This is a genomic window from Micromonospora sp. SH-82 (genome assembly GCF_051132485.1).
Taxonomy (GTDB): domain Bacteria; phylum Actinomycetota; class Actinomycetes; order Mycobacteriales; family Micromonosporaceae; genus Micromonospora.
In genome coordinates, this window is record NZ_CP148049.1 from 5,387,619 (window position 1) to 5,404,330 (window position 16,712).

Here is a 16,712-nt window from a genome sequence, read left to right on the forward strand (position 1 = left end):
CCCGACCCGTCCCGCAGGGTGGGGCCGAGGTTGCGCCAATAGCAAGACGGACGTACGGTTTTGTAGAGAGCGTGCCGGGCGGTAAGTGTCGCCTAACCTCGGCGGCGCCCCGGCCGGTGCGACAGACTGCTCAGGACTACTCACGGTCGCTGGTGTGAAGGAGTACGACGTGGCGAGCCTCGACACCTTCGGTGCGAAGACCCAGCTACGCGTCGGAGACGCGAGCTACGAAATTTTCAAGATCGGCAAGGTGGACGGTCACGACCGGCTGCCGTACAGCTTGAAGATTCTCCTGGAGAACCTGCTGCGGACCGAGGACGGCGCGAACATCACCGCCGACCACATCCGGCAGCTCGGCGGCTGGGACCCGACCGCCGACCCGAGCGTGGAGATCCAGTTCACCCCGGCGCGGGTGCTGATGCAGGACTTCACCGGCGTACCGTGCGTGGTCGACCTGGCCACCATGCGCGAGGCGGTCCGCGACCTCGGCGGCGACGCCACGAAGGTCAACCCCCTCGCCCCGGCCGAGCTGGTCATCGACCACTCGGTCATCGCCGACCTGTTCGGCCGCGAGGACGCCTTCGAGCGCAACGTCGAGCTGGAGTACGAGCGCAACAAGGAGCGCTACCAGTTCCTGCGCTGGGGCCAGAGCGCGTTCAACGAGTTCAAGGTCGTCCCGCCCGGCACCGGCATCGTGCACCAGGTCAACATCGAGTACCTGGCCCGTACGATCATGGAGCGCAACGGCCAGGCCTACCCGGACACCGTGGTCGGCACCGACTCCCACACCACCATGGTCAACGGCCTCGGTGTGCTGGGTTGGGGCGTCGGCGGCATCGAGGCCGAGGCCGCGATGCTCGGCCAGCCGGTCAGCATGCTGATCCCCCGGGTCGTCGGGTTCAAGCTCTCCGGTGAGATGCCCGCCGGCACCACCGCCACCGACCTGGTCCTCACCATCACCGAGATGCTGCGTAAGCACGGCGTGGTGGGCAAGTTCGTCGAGTTCTACGGCCCCGGTGTGAGCGCCGTACCGCTGGCCAACCGGGCCACCATCGGCAACATGTCCCCGGAGTACGGCTCCACCGTGGCGATCTTCCCGATCGACGCCGAGACCGTGCGCTACCTGGAGCTGACCGGCCGGGACCCGCAGCAGGTGGCGCTCGTCGAGGCGTACGCCAAGGAGCAGGGCCTCTGGCACGACCCGGCCGCCGAGCCGGAGTACTCCGAGCGCCTCGAACTGGACCTGAGCACCATCGAGCCCTCCCTCGCCGGACCGAAGCGCCCGCAGGACCGGGTGCCGCTGGGCAGCGCCAAGACGCTGTTCCGGGCGGCGCTCACCGACTACGTGGCCGCCGACGAGACCGGTGGCGACCCGGGTCGCAAGCCCGGCGTGCCCCAGCAGAGCAAGCCGTTCGGTGCCGCCGGTCCGGCCGACGAGGCCAGCGCCGAGTCCTTCCCGGCCAGCGACGCCCCGGCCAACGCGGTCAACGACCCGGCCGACGCCCCCCGGGAGCTGACCAAGGCCGCGGCGGGGTCCGGGGGCCGGGCGAGCAACCCGATCCGGGTCACCGGGACCGACGGCGTGGAGTACGAGCTGGACCACGGCGCCGTGGTGATCGCCGCCATCACCTCCTGCACCAACACCTCGAACCCGCAGGTGATGATCGGTGCCGCCCTGCTGGCCCGCAACGCCGTCGACAAGGGGCTGGCCCGCAAGCCGTGGGTGAAGACCACCCTGGCCCCGGGTTCCAAGGTCGTCATGGACTACTACGACCGCTCCGGCCTCACCCCCTACCTGGACAAGCTCGGCTTCAACCTGGTCGGGTACGGCTGCACCACCTGCATCGGCAACTCCGGCCCGCTGCCGGAGGAGGTCTCCGCCGCCGTCAACTCCAACGACCTCGCCGTCGTCTCGGTGCTCTCCGGCAACCGCAACTTCGAGGGCCGGATCAACCCGGACGTCAAGATGAACTACCTGGCGTCCCCGCCCCTGGTGGTGGCGTACGCCCTCGCCGGGACGATGGACATCGACCTGGCCAACGAGCCGCTCGGCGAGGACACCGAGGGCAACCCGGTCTTCCTGCGCGACATCTGGCCCAACACCGCCGAGATCCAGGACGTCGTCGCCTCGGCGATCGGCGCGACCGGGTTCAGTGCCGCCTACGCCGACGTGTTCGCCGGTGACCAGCGGTGGCAGTCGCTGCCCACCCCGACCGGGGACACCTTCGCCTGGGCCGGCGAGTCGACCTACGTCCGCAAGCCCCCGTACTTCGAGGGCATGGGGCTGCAGCCGTCGCCGGTCTCCGACATCGACTCGGCGCGGGTGCTGGCCAAGCTCGGTGACTCGGTCACCACCGACCACATCTCCCCGGCCGGTGCGATCAAGGCGGACTCCCCCGCCGGGAAGTACCTCGCCGACCACGGGGTGCCGCGCCACGAGTTCAACTCGTACGGCTCCCGCCGGGGCAACCACGAGGTCATGATCCGGGGCACCTTCGCCAACATCCGCCTGCGCAACCAGCTCGTCCCCGGGGTGGAGGGCGGGTTCACCGTCAACCACCTGACCGGCGAGCAGACCTCGATCTACGACGCCTCGACGGCGTACCAGGAGGCGGGCATCCCGCTGGTGGTGCTGGCCGGCAAGGAGTACGGCTCCGGGTCGTCGCGGGACTGGGCGGCCAAGGGCACCATGCTGCTCGGCGTGAAGGCGGTCGTCGCCGAGTCGTACGAGCGGATCCACAGGTCGAACCTGATCGGCATGGGCGTCCTGCCCCTGCAGTTCCCGGCCGGTGAGACCGCCGAGTCGTTGGGCCTGACCGGCACCGAGACCTTCGCCATCTCCGGGGTGACCGAGCTGAACGAGGGGCGGACCCCCCGTACGGTCAAGGTCACCACGGACAGCGGCGTGGAGTTCGACGCGGTGGTCCGGATCGACACCCCCGGTGAGGCGGACTACTACCGCCACGGCGGCATCCTGCAGTACGTCCTGCGCCGCATGATCGCCAACTGAACGAGAACGCACGACGGGTCGGGTCCCTCGGTCACCGGGGGACCCGTCCCGCGTTCAGGACGACGCCTGCGCCCGGAGTTTCTTGGCGTGTTCCAGCAACGCGATCAGCACCTGCTTGCCGGAGGACCGCTGCCGAGCGTCGCAGAGCAGCACCGGCACCTCGGGGTCGAGGTTGAGGGCCGCCTTGACCTCGTCGAGTTCGAACCGGCGGGCGCCCTCGAAGCAGTTCACCGCGACCAGGAACGGCGTCCCCCGCCGCTCGAAGTAGTCCACCGAGGGGAAGCAGTCGGCCAACCGTCGGGTGTCGGCGAGGACCACCGCCCCCAGCGCACCCAACGTCAGCTCGTCCCAGACGAACCAGAACCGGTCCTGCCCCGGGGTGCCGAACAGGTAGAGCACCAGGTCGTCGCTGATGGTGATCCGGCCGAAGTCCATCGCCACGGTGGTGGTCGACTTCTCCTCCACCCCGGACAGGTCGTCCACCGCGGCACCGCTGGCGGTGAGCACCTCCTCGGTGCGCAACGGCCGGGTCTCGCTCACCGCGCCGACCATCGTCGTCTTGCCCACGCCGAAGCCGCCGGCGACCAGGATCTTGATCGCCGTGGGGAGCGGCGTCGAGTCCGCAGGTCGCTCAGAGTGCCCGTAGTCCATTGATGATCGCCTCAAAGATGCTGTCGTCGGAAGGGTCGGCCGGGATGCGTGGCTGCTGGACCCGGACGAGGTCACCGGCCACGAGGTCGCCGAGGAAGACCCGTACGGTCCCCACCGGCAGGTCGAGGTGGGCGGCGATCTCGGCGACCGACTGCACCCGCTGACAGAGTTCGATGATCGTCTGGTGCTCGGGGCCGAGCCCGGCCGTGCTGGTCTCGGCCGTCGGCCGGTTCGCCGTCACCAGCGAGATCAGGTCGAAGGTCCCGGCGACCGGCCGGGCCCGACCCCGGGTGAGCAGGTACGGGCGGACCACCGCCCCCGCCTGCTCGTCGACCCACTGGTCCGGTTCGGCTCCCCCGTTGACGGTCACCGTCGGCTACCGCCCCTCGGCCGGGGCCTCGGCCTGCCGGGACGGGGTGTTGACGTACCGGCCGACCCGGGTGACCAGCATCGCCATCTCGTACGCGATGAGCCCGACGTCGGCGTCCTCGGAGGCGAGTACGGCCAGACAGGCGTTGTTCCCGGCCGCCGTGACGAAGAGGAACGACGTCTGCATCTCGATGATGGTCTGCTGGACCCGCCCGCCACCGAAGCGTTTGCCGGCTCCTCGGGCCAGGCTCTGGATTCCGGCGGCCATGGCGGCCAGGTGTTCGCCGTCGTCGCGTCCCAATCCGGTCGAGGAGGCCATCAACAGGCCGTCGGCGGAGAGCGCGACGGCGTGTTCGGCCTGTTTCACCCGACCGACCAGGTCGTCGAGTAGCCAGGCGAGGTCTGCGCTCTGAACGGTCTGCTGTACCACTGGTCGTCCTCTTCTCCCGGGCTGGTGTCACAGTTCGTGCGGGTCGGCCGGTCCGGGGCGTACCCGGGGCCCGGCCCGGACCGGGTAAGGCCCGGCACGGCCGGCGGCGGCTGTGGGCCCGGGTGTCGGCACCATCCGCCACCCACCCGATCATCCATTATGGACGTGCCGTCGGCACGGGGAGACGACCGGTCCCGCCCGGCCGGGCGACCTCCTGGTCACCGGCCGGACGGGGATCGGCACCGGGACGGCCCGTCGGCACCACTGCCACCGACGGGCGGCACCGGTGGGATCGGCGTCCAGCCGACGCGTCAGGCCCTGCTGTGCCACGCTCAGGAGATGGACGACAAGAGCATTCTGAACCGGATCTCGGAACTGGTCGAGGAGGAGCACCGGCTGCGCTCCACGGCGCAGACCAGGGAGTCGGGCACCGAGGACGACCGGGACCGGCTCCGCGGCCTGGAGGAGTCGCTGGACCAGTGCTGGGACCTGCTGCGCCGACGGCGGGCCGCCCGGCAGGCCCACGGCGACCCGGACGCCCAGGGCGCCCGGGCCGTTCCCGAGGTCGAGCGGTACCTCCAGTAGTCACCGGGACCACTGCGGTCAGCGCAGACCCGCCTCCCCCAGCAGCACCTCGGTCAACCCGGCCGGATCCACCTCGTCGGGGGTCAGCCCCCGCGCGGTGAACCAGGCAGCGACGACCCGGACGTCGCGGGCCAGGAACTCCGGCCCCTGCGGATTCGCCACCACGTCCACCACCTGCGGCAGGTCGATCAGCACCAGCCGCCCGTCGTGCACCAGCAGGTTGTACGGCGACAGGTCGCCGTGCGCGTACCCGGCCCGGGCCAGGACCAGCAACGCGTCCACCAGCTGGGCCCAGAGGTTGCGCGCCGTGTCCGGGTCGGGGCGCAGCTGGGCGAGGCGGGGTGCGGCCTGCCCCGATTCGGCGTCGCCGACGAACTCCAGCATCAGCTCGGTGCCGAGCAGCTGGACCGGGTACGGCACCCGTACCGCGTCGGTCTGCGAACCGATCTCCCAGAGCCGGGTCAGTACCGCGAACTCCGCGGCGGCCCACTGGCCGACGATCAGCCGACGACCGAAGCTGGTCCGGCCGGCCATCGCCCGGTTCTCCCGGGACCGGCGGACCCGCCGCCCCTCCAGGTAGCCGGCGTCCCGGTGGAAGAGCCGGTGGTGGCTGTCCCGGTACCGCTTCACGGCCAGCAGGCAGGACCTGTCGGTGTCCGGCACACCCCGGCGGACCAGGTGGACGTCGGCCTCCTTGCCGGACTTGAGGACGCCGAGTTCGGTGTCCCGGGCCGCGAGGTCGGTGACCAGCCAGTCGGGGTACGGCTCGGGGCCGTGTACCGCGGCGTCCCAGGAGGACCAGGGGTCCCCGGCCTCCGGGTCGGCGGTGTCGTCCTGCTCGGTCGGACCCTGGTCGGCGGCCCGGCCACGCTTCAGGAAGGGCTGTTCGTCGTCGTCGAAGCGGCTTCGGCCGCGGGTGCGGCGCTCCCGCGCCGGAAGGTCGTGTGATTCGCGCACGTCGGTGGTGGTCCCTTGGTCGAGACGGGTGAGGGCGGGTGGAGCAACCCTGCAAAGACGGCCATGACCGACCTCCTCACCACTCGACCGGGCGACACCCGGACGCGTACCGCACGCGCGCCGCCCATCCTGACCGGGACCGGCCGATCGGGCAACGGATTAACCGCACCCCGGACCCGGCCGCTCAGCCGCCCATCACCACGGCGACGGCGGCGATCAGACCACCGGCGACGTGGGTCGGCGCGAACCGGGAGTCCGCCCAGGTCCGGCCCCGGTGCAGCCAGACGCTGGGCAGGCCGACGGCGGTGGCCCCGCCGATGTCGGACTCCGGGCTGTCACCGATCACCCAGGCACCCCGCAACGGCATCCGCACCCGCTGGGCGGCCAGCGCGAAGATCCGCGGGTTGGGTTTGCTGACCCCGGCCGCCTCGGAGATCACCCAGTCGGCGACGTACCGGTCCAGCCCGGTACGGCGGATCAGGTCCTCCTGGTGGCGTACCGTGCCGTTGCTGACCACCACCGGAACCCACCCCACGTCGTCGGCGATGCGCAGCGCACAGGCGACGAGCGGGTCGAGGCGGGTGTGCGTCAACAGCCCTTCGCGCAGCTCCTCCACCAGGTCGATGGCGGGCACGAGCAGGCCGTACCGGTCTCGGATGGCGTCGGCGAGGTCCCACCGGTCGGTGAGCCCGTCCGCGTCGATGGAGAGCAGCCAGTCCAGGTCGGTGGCCGGGGCACCGACGTCGTCGAGGAAACGCCGCGCCCAGGCACGAAAGGACCCGGTCCGGTCGAGGAGGGTGTTCTCCAGATCAAGCAGGAGCAACGGCACCCGCCGAAGCGTACGGGACAGTACAGACCGGCGAACAGTGCCGGGTAGCCCACAGTGGTCCGTCGACGCCACCGCGTGCGCCGGTCGCCACCGGCGGACTCCAAGCCGTACGTACGGTTTGCACCGGCCTACGGCACCTGACACGATCGACCCGTGCCCAGAGTAAGCCAGGACCAGCTCGACGCCCGGCGCCAGGAGATCCTGGCCGCCGCCCGGGCCTGTTTCGCCCGACACGGCTACGAGGGCGCCACCGTCAGACGGCTGGAGGAGGCCACCGGGCTCTCCCGGGGCGCCATCTTCCACCACTTCCGGGACAAGGACTCCCTCTTCCTGGCCGTCGCCGAGGACGACGCGGCCGCCATGGTGGAGACGGTCGCCCGCAACGGTCTGGTCCAGGTGATGCGGGACCTGCTCGCCCGAGCGGTCTCCCCGGACACCACCGGCTGGTTGGGCAGCCAGCTGGAGGTGTCCCGACGGCTGCGGACCGATCCGGCCTTCGCCCGCCGGTGGGCCGAACGCTCGGCGGCGATCGCCGAGGCGACCAGGGACCGGCTGGCCCGCCAACGCGACGCCGGGGTGCTGCGCGAGGACGTACCCATCGACGTGCTGGCCCAGTTCCTGGAGCTGGCGTACGACGGGCTCGTGTTGCACCTGGCCATGGGGCGCCCCGCCGGTGACCTCAGCCGGGTCCTCGACCTCGTCGAGGAGGCGGTCCGCCGCCGCTGAGGACCGTCTCGAGGCGGACCGGCATCTCCACCCACCGGTGGATCCGGCCGGTGGCGGTGCTGCTCCACACTGGTGCCACCGCACCGCGCACGAGCCTCGGGAGCCGAGCATGAACGTCCTAGCCGCACCCGGTGACACCTGGGGAATCCCCGGCCCGGTGTTCCTCGGGATCTACCTGTCGGCGGTCGTCGTCACGATCGTCTGTTCGGTGATCCACAGGCACTTTCTCCTCGACGGACGTTGGGGCGTGTTCAACCAGCCGCTCGACGCCCAGCAGCTCGCCTACCTCAACGGTGGCGAGAAACTCGTCCTCTGGACCGCTCTGACCGGTCTCCGGGCCGGTGGCACCGTCGACGTCACCCCGGACCGGCGGCTCCGCGCCGTCGGCGACCCACCGGCCGGCCTCACCCCGGTGGACCGGGCGGTGTTCGACGCGGCGCAACGGCGGAGTTCCGCTCGTCTCCTGGGCCGGGAGGTGCCGGTGATCGACGCGCTGGAGCGCCTGCGGACCGGTCTCCAGGAACGCGGCCTGATCCTCACCCCGGCCCAACGCCACCGTCTGCGGCTCGGCGCGTACGTACTTGTGGCCCTGGCGCTGGTCGGCCTGGTCCGACTCGTCGCCGGGCTTGCCAACGACCGGCCGGTCGGATACCTCTTCCTCTGCATCCCGTTCGCCGTCGTGGCCGCCATCGTCCTCATCCGGGCTCCCCGGCAGACCCGGGCCGCGAAAGCCATGCTGCGCGTCCAGCGCCAGAAGCACCGTCACCTGTCGCCCGACTCCGCACCCGCCTACGCCACCTACGGGTCCGGCGGCGCGGCGATGGGGGTCGCCCTGTACGGCACCGCGGCGCTGTGGGCCTTCGACCCGACCTTCGCCGAGCAGGCCGAGATCCAGCGCGAAGGGGCGGCCTCCGGGGCCGCCTCCTCGGGAGGCGGCGGCGGTGACGCCGGCAGCAGTTGCAGTGGAGGAGGAGGCGGCGGCGGTTGTGGTGGTGGCGGAGGCGGGTGCGGCGGGTGACCGGCACGGCCCGGCCGTCCCCGGGCGCGGGCCTGACCGGGGTGGGCATCGGGTGGCGGCCGGAGATCGCCGGATTCGTCGCCGAGCTGCCGGGCCTCCGGTTCGTCGAGGTGATCGCGGAGAGCATTCCGCCCACCGGTCCGCTCCCCCCTGGCCTGGACACCCTCAGCGACCACGGCGTCGTCGTGGTGCCGCACGGCGTCCGGCTCTCCCTCGGCGGCGCCGATCCGGTCGAGGCGGACCGGGTGGCCCGACTCGTCCGGGCCGCCGAGCGGACCGGCGCTCCCCTGGTGAGCGAACACATCGCCTTCGTCCGGGCCGGTGGCCTGGAGGCCGGGCACCTGCTGCCGCTGCCCCGCACCCGGGCGGCGGTGGCGGCCACCGTGGCCAACGTCCGACGGACCCAGGCCGACCTGCCGGTGCCGATCGCCCTGGAGCCGATCGCGGCCCTCTTCGACTGGCCCGACGACGAGCTGGACGAGGCGGCGTTCCTGACCGAGATCCTCGACCAGACCGGGGCGCTGCTCCTGCTCGACCTCGCCAACGTCTACGCCAACGCCCGCAACCGGGGCACCGACCCGGTGGCGCTCCTGGATCGGCTTCCCCTGGACCGGGTCGCGTACGTGCACGTCGCCGGGGGCGCCGAGGCCGGAGGGTTCTACCACGACACGCACACCGACCCGCTCCCGTCGGCGGTGCTCGACCTGGTCGGCGAGCTCTGCACCCGCCGGAGCGCTCCCCCGGTGCTCCTCGAACGGGACGGACGGTACCCGCCCGCCGCCGACCTCCGTACCGAACTGGACGCGCTGGCCAGGGCCGCCGGCCACCCGGTGATCACGTGAGCGGGTCCGGGGCCGACGACCTCGCCGCCCGGCAGGCCGCGCTGGTCGCGGCGCTGGTCGCGGGTGGTCCCGTCCCGCCCGGGTTCCGGTCGGCACCGTGGGAGGCGGCCCGCGCCGCCCTGCTGCGCAAGCGCGCCGGGGAGGTGGCCCGCCACTGGCCCCTGCTCGCCGCCGGTCTCGGACCCCTGTGGGTGCCGAGGTTCACCGACTGGGCCGCCCGACGGCCGTCCGAGGGCGGGCTGCGTGACGGCTGGGACTTCGCCCGTCACCTGCGCGACCGGGCGCAGTTGCCGGCCCTGGGCGCCGACGAGCTGGCCACCCGGGAGGCGACCGGACGGTACGACGGGCACACGACGCCCCGCCCCCGCCGGTTCCCGGCGCTGGGTCGGGCCGCCGGGGCCGTCGCCGTCGGGTACGCCGGACGGGTACGCCTGCTCCGGGCGGCCCCCCGACCCCCCGCCCCCTGACGCGACACCGGCAGTCCCGATGCGGCAGGATCCCCGCCATGGAGAGCCGACACTCCGACCGGGGGTACGTGCCGGCCCGCAGGCCGAGCCGGGAGGACCTGACGGCGGCGGTCGACCGGACCATCCCGGACGTCATCGGCCCCGGCCTGACGGTGTTGTTCGTCGGGATCAATCCCGGGCTCTGGTCGGCGGCCACCGGACTGCACTTCGCCCGGCCGGGGAACCGGTTCTGGCCGGCCCTGCACCGCAGCGGGTTCACCCCGCGCCAGCTGCCTCCGAGTGAACAGGAGACCCTGCTCGGGTACGGGCTGGGGATCACCAACCTGGCTGCCCGGGCCACCGCCCGCGCCGACGAGTTGGACGCCGAGGAGCTGGTCGACGGGGCGAGGATCCTCACCGAGAAGGTCCGCCGACACCGGCCCCGGTGGGTGGCGGTGGTGGGGGTGACCGCCTACCGGACGGGGTTCGCCCGCCCCCGGGCCCGCTTCGGGCCGCAGCCGGAGCTGCTGGGCGACGCCGGGCTCTGGGTGCTGCCCAACCCGAGCGGCCTCAACGCGCACTTCCAGCTCCCCGAGCTGGCCGCCGAGTTCGCCCGGCTGCGGGTGGCGACAGGTCAGTTCGAGGCGGTCGGGGGCAGCGCCTCCGACACGTAGCCGCTCACCGACGGGACAGTGGTGACCAACGGTTCGGGACCGGTGGCGTCGGCGTACGGGCTGGGCGAGTCGGCGACGGCGAACTGGGTCCGGTACAGCTCCGCGTAGAGCCCTCCGACGGCCACCAGGTCGTCGTGGCGGCCCCGCTCGACGATCCGCCCCCCGTCGAGCACCAGGATCTGGTCGGCGTCGCGCACCGTGGAGAGCCGGTGGGCGATCACCAGCGCGGTACGCCCGGTCAGCGCCACCGACAGGGCCCGCTGGACCGCCGCCTCGCTCTCCGAGTCGAGGTGGGCGGTGGCCTCGTCGAGGATCACGATCGACGGGGCCTTGAGCAGGAGGCGGGCGATGGCGATGCGCTGCTTCTCCCCGCCGGAGAAGCGGTAGCCCCGCTCGCCCACCGTGGTCTCCAGACCGTCGGGGAGCGCCCGGACCAGGTCGGCGACCTGCGCCCCGGCCAGCGCCGCCCAGAGGTCGTCGTCCGTCGCGTCGGGTTTGGCGTAGCGCAGGTTGGCCGCGATGGTCTCGTGGAACAGGTGGGAGTCCTGGGTCACCACACCGATCTCGTCGCGCAGCGAGGCGAGGGTGGCGTCCCGGACGTCCACGCCGCCGACCAGGACCTGCCCGTCGGTGACGTCGTAGATCCGGGAGATCAGCATCGACAGCGTCGACTTGCCGGCACCGGAGGGCCCGACGAGGGCGACCATCTGGCCCGGCTCCACGGTGAACGACACCCCACGCAGGACCGGCTCGTTGACGGTCCGCTCCAGGGCGGAGACCTCCTCCAGCGAGGCGAGGGAGACGTCGGCGGCGCTCGGGTAGCGGAACCGGACGTCACGGAACTCGACCCGTCCGGCGGCCCGGGGCACCGCGACGGCGTCCGGCTTCTCCTCGATGCCGGGACGCAGGTCGAGCACCTCGAAGACCCGGTCGAAGGAGACCAGGGCGCTCATCACGTCCACCCGGACGTTGGAGAGCGCGGTCAGCGGGCCGTACAGCCGGGTGAGCAGCAGGGCGAGGGTGACGACGGTCCCGGCGCTCACCGCGTCGTTGACGGCGAGCCAGCCTCCCAGCCCGTAGGTGAGCGCCTGGGCCAGCGAGGCGACGAGCATCATCGCCACGAAGAACGTCCGCGAGTACATGGCCGACTGGATGCCGATGTCGCGGACCCGCTCGGCCCGACCGGCGAACCGGCGGGCCTCCTCGTCGGGCGCGCCGAAGAGCTTGACCAACAGCGCCCCGGCCACGCCGAACCGTTCGGTCATCGTCGCGTTCATCTTGGCGTCGAGGTCGTAGGACTCCCGGGTGATCTCGGCCAACCGGCGGCCGACCCGCCGGGCCGGGACGATGAAGATCGGCAGCAGCACCAGCGACAGGGCGGTGATCTGCCAGGAGAGGGTGAACATCACCGCGGCGGTGAGCACCAGCTGGATGACGTTGCTGACCACCCCGGACAGGGTCGAGGTGAACGCCCGCTGGGCACCCATCACGTCGTTGTTGAGTCGGCTGACCAGCGCACCGGTCTGGGTCCGGTTGAAGAACTGCAACGGCATCCGCTGCACGTGGTCGTAGACCCGGGTGCGCAGGTCGAGGATGATCCCCTCGCCGATCCGGGCCGAGTACCACCGCTGGGCCAGCGAGAGCAGCGCGTCGAGCACTGCCAGCCCGGCGATGAACAGGGCGATCCGGACCACCAGCGCCCCGGCGTCGGCGCCCCCCTGGTTGATCGTGTTGATGACGTCACCGGCGAGCACCGGGGTGGCGACGCCGATGACGGCGGCCAGGACGACGGTGACGAGGAAGACCCCGATGTCGCGCCGGTACGGCCCGGCGAAGGCCACGATCCGTCGACCGGTGCCACGGGTGAGCCGGTGGGCGGAGACCTCGTCGGAGTTGCGCATCGACCGGAGCATGCTGCCCATGCCGCCGCCGGACATCGAATGGGACACTGTCACCTCCGGGTTGTCGCCGACCGTCGGGTCGATTCTCCCGCCGAGTACGACAACTTCCGCGGCGACCCCGCTGTTCCCGGCGGCCCGCACCCCCCGGGCACGGGCGAATCGTCGTTCACCTCGCCCGGCACCACGAACGACCCCACCCGCACCCCGGGCACGGGCGGGTGGTCGACCCGGCTACGCCGGGCTACTCGCCGCTGCCCGTGAGGTCGCGCAGCCGACGGGTCTGCGCCTCCCGTTCGGCGCGCTGCTGCTGCGCCGGTGTACGCCCGGACGCCCCGGCCAGCAGGGCCTTGATCTCCACGACGGCGTCGCGGGGGTGGGCCAGCAGCCCGGCGGTGAGGTCACGAACGGTGTCGTCCAGGTCGGCGGTGGGCACGACGAGGGTGGCCAGGCCGAGCCGGTCCGCCTCGGCGGCGTCCATCCGCCGACCGGTGACGCAGATCTCCAGCGCCCGGGCGTAGCCGACCAGGTCCACCAGGCGTTTCGTGCCGGCCAGGTCAGGCACCAGACCGAGGGTCACCTCGGCCATGGACAAGCGGGCGTCCTCGGCGAGGATCCGCAGGTCGCAGGCGAGGGCCAGCTGGAATCCGGCCCCGACGGCGTGCCCCTGCACGGCGGCCACCGAGATGAGGTCGGGCCGGTGCAGCCAGGTGAACGCCGCCTGGAACTCGGCGATCCGGTCGGCGCACTCCGCCTCGGGCAGCCCGGCCAACTCGGCGAACGAACCGGGTCCGGTGGTGCCGACGACCGCGCGGTCCAGCCCGGCCGAGAAGGCCCGCCCCTCGCCGCGTACGACGACGACCCGGACGTCACCGGGCAGGTCCCGGGAGAACTCACGCAACGCCCGCCACATCGCCGGGGTCTGGGCGTTGAGTACGTCGGGCCGACACAACGTGACCGTCGCGACCGGCCCGGCGTAGTCGATGCGTACCCCGTCGGTGCCCTCTGTCACGGGGCTACCCGTCGGGTGGCGTTGCTTGACGATGCCGGGCGGGTCACGCCTTCTTGCGACGGCGGGCGCCGCCCCGCTGACGCAACTGCACCCCGGACTCGGTGAGCACCCGGTGGACGAAGCCGTACGAGCGGCCGGTCGAGGCCGCGAGCGCCCGGATGCTCTCGCCGCCGGTGTACCGCTTTACCAGGTCCTTGGCGAGCGTCTGACGCTCGGCCCCGACGATCCGGCGACCCTTCTCAGTGCTGGTGGCTGTGCCAGTGGCTGCCATGCTGATTCCTCACGTCCCAGACTGTGCGGTTCGGATACGGTCCCACCTATTAGACCGCCTCCAACGATCATGCGCCAGATATCAACTCTTCGCCAACCGACACGCTCTGCATTGTCAGGTACCCGATAGAGTGACGTTCCCGGCGACCGCCCGCCGGTCGGTTCAGGCCAGCTCGACCAGTTCCAGCAGGTCGTCGCTCCAGGCGTCCTCGTCGCCGTCGGGAAGCAGGATCGCCCGGTCCGGCTTGAGCGCGGCGACCGCCCCCGCGTCGTGGGTGACCAGCACGATGGCCCCGGGATAGCGGGCGATCGCGTCGAGGACCTGCTCCCGGCTGACCGGGTCGAGGTTGTTCGTCGGCTCGTCGAGGAGCAGGACGTTCGCGCCGGAGCAGACCAGGGTGGCCAGGGCGAGCCGGGTCTTCTCCCCACCGGAGAGGACACCGGCCGGCTTCTCCACGTCCTCGCCGGAGAAGAGGAACGCGCCGAGGATCTTTCGCAGCTCGGTGTCGGTCTGCTCGATCGCGGCGGCCCGCATGTTCTCCAGCACGGTCCGCTGGACGTCGAGGGTCTCGTGTTCCTGGGCGTAGTAGCCCAGCCGCAGCCCGTGCCCGGCGTGCACCCCACCGGTGTCCGGTGGGAGCAGACCACCGAGCATCCGCAGCAGGGTGGTCTTCCCGGCGCCGTTGAGGCCGAGGATGGCCACCCGGGAGCCCCGGTCCACTGCCACGTCCACGTCGGTGAAGATCTCCAACGATCCGTACGACTTCGACAGCCCGGTCGCCGTCAACGGGGTCTTGCCGCAGGCCGCCGGGTTCGGGAAGCGGACCTTCGCCACCTTGTCGGCGACGCGGACCTCCTCCAACCCGGAGAGCAGCCGCTCCGCCCGGCGGGCCATGTTCTGCGCCGCCACGGTCTTGGTGGCCTTGGCCCGCATCTTGTCGGCCTGGGCCTTCAGCGCCCCGGCCTTCTTCTCGGCGTTGGCCCGCTCCCGGCGACGTCGCCGCTCGTCGGTCTCCCGCGCCGCCAGGTACGCCTTCCACCCGAGGTTGTAGACGTCGACGACGCTGCGGATGGCGTCGAGGTACCAGACCTTGTTGACCACCGCGTCCAGCAGGTCCCCGTCGTGGGAGATGACGATCAGGCCGCCCTTGTGGTTGGCGAGGAAGCCGCGCAGCCAGGTGATCGAGTCGGCGTCGAGGTGGTTGGTGGGCTCGTCGAGCAGGAGGATGCCCCCACCGTCCTCCCCCGCGTCCCGGAACAGGATCCGGGCCAGCTCGATCCGGCGACGCTGCCCGCCGGAGAGGGTCCCGATGGTCTGGGCCAGGGCCCGGTCGGGCAGCCCCAGGTTGGCGCAGATCCGCGCCGCCTCGGCCTCGGCCGCGTACCCGCCGAGGGCGGCGAACTGGTCTTCCAGGACGCCGTAGCGACGGACCAGCTTCTCGTCGGTGTCCTCGGCGAGCCGGGCCTCCAACTCCGACATCTGGGACATCAGCACGTCGAGACCCCGGGCGGAGAGGACCCGGTCCCGGCCGGTCACCTCCAGGTCACCGGTACGGGGGTCCTGCGGGAGGTAGCCGATCGCGCTGCGCCGATCGAGCTGACCGGCGTACGGCTGCCCCTCACCGGCGAGCACCTTCAGTGTGGTGGTCTTGCCCGCACCGTTGCGGCCGACCAGGCCGATCCGGTCACCCGGCTGCACCCGCAGCGTGGTGTCGGACAGCAGGATCCGGGATCCGGCACGCAGTTCCAGGCCGGTGGCAGTGATCATTTCGGGGAAACTCGCTCTCGGGGTCCGGAAGGGCTGACTCGGGGCACGCGAAACCGCCGGCGAGCCGTGGGGCCCGTCGGCGGGGGCGGTTCAGCCTTCGCAGAGCAGCACCCGACAAGTGTACCGGGCGTCGGTAAACCGTTCGTCCGGATTACCGGGCAAGATCATCGGGTACCGGGAGCGGCGGTACCGACACCGATCTCGATACGAGGTCGGTACGGGCCGGGTCCGGTACCGGAACGTCCTTGCGGTCAGATCGGCGATCAGGGGTCGACATGGAGCTGAACGAGAACGCGCGGATCGACACCAGCCAGGTGGACGACCGGCGGGGATCCGGTGGTGGCGGACGGGCCGGTGGCATCCCCATCCCGATCGGTCGAGGGCCGGGCGGCCTCGTCGGTCTCGCCGTCATGCTGGTCATCGCCCTGGTCGGCGGTGGTTTCGGGCTGAACGCGGCCTTCGACGGCGGCGGAGAGGCCACCGGAGACAACCGGGGCCTGGAACAGCGGTGCTCGGCCGAGGACGCCCTCCAGCAGCTCGACTGCCGCAACACCCTCTACGTCAACTCGATCCAGGCGTACTGGCGGACCGCCCTCCCCCAGGCCTTCGGCCAGCAGTACACCCCGACCAGGACCGTCTTCTTCGAGCAGGCCGTCGACACCCGCTGCGGCCGGGCCGACTCCGGCGTCGGGCCGTTCTACTGCCCGGCGGACAGCCAGGTCTACATCGACCTGAGCTTCTACCGGGTGATGGCCGACCAGCTCGGCGCGGCCGGTGAGTTCACCCAGCCGTACATCCTGGCCCACGAGTACGGCCACCACGTGCAGAACCTGTTGGGCACCAACGAGCAGGTCCGCCGTCAGCAGCAACGTGACCCCGGCAACGCCAACGACCTGTCGGTACGCCTGGAGTTGCAGGCCGACTGCTACGCCGGGGCCTGGGCGCGCAACGCGACCGGGACGGCCGACGACCAGGGGCAGCGGATCTTCACCAGCATCGGCGAGGAGGACATCCGGCAGGCCGTCGACGCGGCCGAACGAATCGGCGACGACGCGATCTCCGAGCGGGCCAACCGCCCGGTGAACCCGGACGAGTTCACCCACGGCTCCTCCGCCCAGCGCCGCGACTGGTTCACCAGGGGCCACTCCACCGGCGACCCCCGACAGTGCGACACCTTCTCCGGCGCCATCTGACCCCCTCGGGGAAAGAAGGGTCCCTTCTCGACGC

At 71.9% G+C, this 16,712-nt stretch carries 17 protein-coding genes; 8 read left to right on the forward strand and 9 right to left on the reverse strand.

Annotation, left to right across the window (positions count from 1 at the left end):
- Positions 1-154 precede the first annotated feature (154 nt).
- Positions 155-3,010: an aconitate hydratase gene (locus WHN02_RS23600; protein ID WP_434740880.1), complete on the forward strand. Its 2,856-nt coding sequence runs from the start codon at positions 155-157 to the stop codon at positions 3,008-3,010.
- Between the two features lie 54 nt (positions 3,011-3,064).
- Here the strand turns inward: WHN02_RS23600 and WHN02_RS23605 are convergent, their stop codons facing one another.
- From WHN02_RS23605 to WHN02_RS23615, 3 genes are read right to left on the reverse strand one after another with little or no spacing between them, the layout of a single operon-like run.
- Complete coding sequence (locus WHN02_RS23605) at positions 3,065-3,661, reverse strand: GTP-binding protein (RefSeq protein WP_434740881.1); 597 nt, start codon at positions 3,659-3,661, stop codon at positions 3,065-3,067.
- Positions 3,642-4,031 (reverse strand): DUF742 domain-containing protein, encoded by a 390-nt coding sequence (locus tag WHN02_RS23610; RefSeq protein ID WP_434740882.1) that lies wholly within the window; start codon positions 4,029-4,031, stop codon positions 3,642-3,644. The genes WHN02_RS23605 and WHN02_RS23610 overlap by 20 nt, the downstream gene beginning before the upstream one ends.
- 6 nt (positions 4,032-4,037) lie before the next feature.
- The gene (locus WHN02_RS23615; protein WP_434740883.1) at positions 4,038-4,460 is read right to left on the reverse strand and encodes a roadblock/LC7 domain-containing protein; all 423 of its coding nucleotides are present in this window, start codon (positions 4,458-4,460) and stop codon (positions 4,038-4,040) included.
- 339 nt (positions 4,461-4,799) lie between these two features.
- On the opposite strand from WHN02_RS23615, the gene WHN02_RS23620 reads away from it, so the two are divergent.
- Positions 4,800-5,045 (forward strand): DUF2630 family protein, encoded by a 246-nt coding sequence (locus tag WHN02_RS23620; RefSeq protein WP_434740884.1) that lies wholly within the window; start codon positions 4,800-4,802, stop codon positions 5,043-5,045.
- Positions 5,046-5,063: 18 nt separating this feature from the next.
- Here WHN02_RS23620 and WHN02_RS23625 read toward each other — a convergent pair whose 3' ends face one another.
- Together WHN02_RS23625 and WHN02_RS23630 are read right to left on the reverse strand one after the other, a co-directional pair.
- Complete coding sequence (locus tag WHN02_RS23625; RefSeq protein WP_434740885.1) at positions 5,064-6,002, reverse strand: serine protein kinase RIO; 939 nt, start codon at positions 6,000-6,002, stop codon at positions 5,064-5,066.
- 184 nt (positions 6,003-6,186) lie between these two features.
- Entirely contained in the window at positions 6,187-6,831 is a 645-nt protein-coding gene (locus WHN02_RS23630; protein ID WP_350894933.1) for an HAD family hydrolase, read from the reverse strand.
- 153 nt (positions 6,832-6,984) lie between these two features.
- Between WHN02_RS23630 and WHN02_RS23635 the strand changes: the two genes are divergently transcribed.
- The 5 genes from WHN02_RS23635 to mug all read left to right on the forward strand — a co-directional run bounded on the left by WHN02_RS23635 (position 6,985) and on the right by mug (position 10,537).
- A complete protein-coding gene (locus tag WHN02_RS23635) occupies positions 6,985-7,557 on the forward strand; it encodes a TetR/AcrR family transcriptional regulator (RefSeq protein WP_434740886.1) in 573 nt (190 codons plus the stop codon).
- A 109-nt stretch (positions 7,558-7,666) separates the two neighbouring features.
- A complete protein-coding gene (locus tag WHN02_RS23640) occupies positions 7,667-8,575 on the forward strand; it encodes a TIGR04222 domain-containing membrane protein (RefSeq protein ID WP_434740887.1) in 909 nt (302 codons plus the stop codon).
- Positions 8,563-9,417: a DUF692 domain-containing protein gene (locus tag WHN02_RS23645; RefSeq protein ID WP_434740888.1), complete on the forward strand. Its 855-nt coding sequence runs from the start codon at positions 8,563-8,565 to the stop codon at positions 9,415-9,417. Before WHN02_RS23640 ends, WHN02_RS23645 begins: the two co-directional genes overlap by 13 nt.
- Positions 9,414-9,884: a hypothetical protein gene (locus tag WHN02_RS23650; protein WP_434740889.1), complete on the forward strand. Its 471-nt coding sequence runs from the start codon at positions 9,414-9,416 to the stop codon at positions 9,882-9,884. The genes WHN02_RS23645 and WHN02_RS23650 overlap by 4 nt, the downstream gene beginning before the upstream one ends.
- A gap of 38 nt (positions 9,885-9,922) precedes the next feature.
- The gene (gene mug, locus WHN02_RS23655) at positions 9,923-10,537 is read left to right on the forward strand and encodes a G/U mismatch-specific DNA glycosylase (protein WP_434740890.1); all 615 of its coding nucleotides are present in this window, start codon (positions 9,923-9,925) and stop codon (positions 10,535-10,537) included.
- Here mug and WHN02_RS23660 read toward each other — a convergent pair.
- The 4 genes from WHN02_RS23660 to WHN02_RS23675 form a co-directional block, all read right to left on the reverse strand.
- Positions 10,498-12,474: an ABC transporter ATP-binding protein gene (locus WHN02_RS23660; protein ID WP_434744043.1), complete on the reverse strand. Its 1,977-nt coding sequence runs from the start codon at positions 12,472-12,474 to the stop codon at positions 10,498-10,500. The two genes, mug and WHN02_RS23660, sit on opposite strands and share 40 nt — an antisense overlap.
- A gap of 205 nt (positions 12,475-12,679) precedes the next feature.
- Positions 12,680-13,447, reverse strand: coding sequence for an enoyl-CoA hydratase/isomerase family protein (locus WHN02_RS23665; protein ID WP_434740891.1), 768 nt, complete (start codon positions 13,445-13,447; stop codon positions 12,680-12,682).
- A 43-nt stretch (positions 13,448-13,490) separates the two neighbouring features.
- Positions 13,491-13,718 (reverse strand): helix-turn-helix domain-containing protein, encoded by a 228-nt coding sequence (locus WHN02_RS23670; RefSeq protein ID WP_350894940.1) that lies wholly within the window; start codon positions 13,716-13,718, stop codon positions 13,491-13,493.
- Positions 13,719-13,880: 162 nt separating this feature from the next.
- The gene (locus WHN02_RS23675) at positions 13,881-15,485 is read right to left on the reverse strand and encodes an ABC-F family ATP-binding cassette domain-containing protein (RefSeq protein WP_434740892.1); all 1,605 of its coding nucleotides are present in this window, start codon (positions 15,483-15,485) and stop codon (positions 13,881-13,883) included.
- A 275-nt stretch (positions 15,486-15,760) separates the two neighbouring features.
- On the opposite strand from WHN02_RS23675, the gene ypfJ reads away from it, so the two are divergent.
- The gene (ypfJ, locus tag WHN02_RS23680; protein ID WP_434740893.1) at positions 15,761-16,678 is read left to right on the forward strand and encodes a KPN_02809 family neutral zinc metallopeptidase; all 918 of its coding nucleotides are present in this window, start codon (positions 15,761-15,763) and stop codon (positions 16,676-16,678) included.
- The last annotated feature ends 34 nt before the right edge of the window (positions 16,679-16,712 follow it).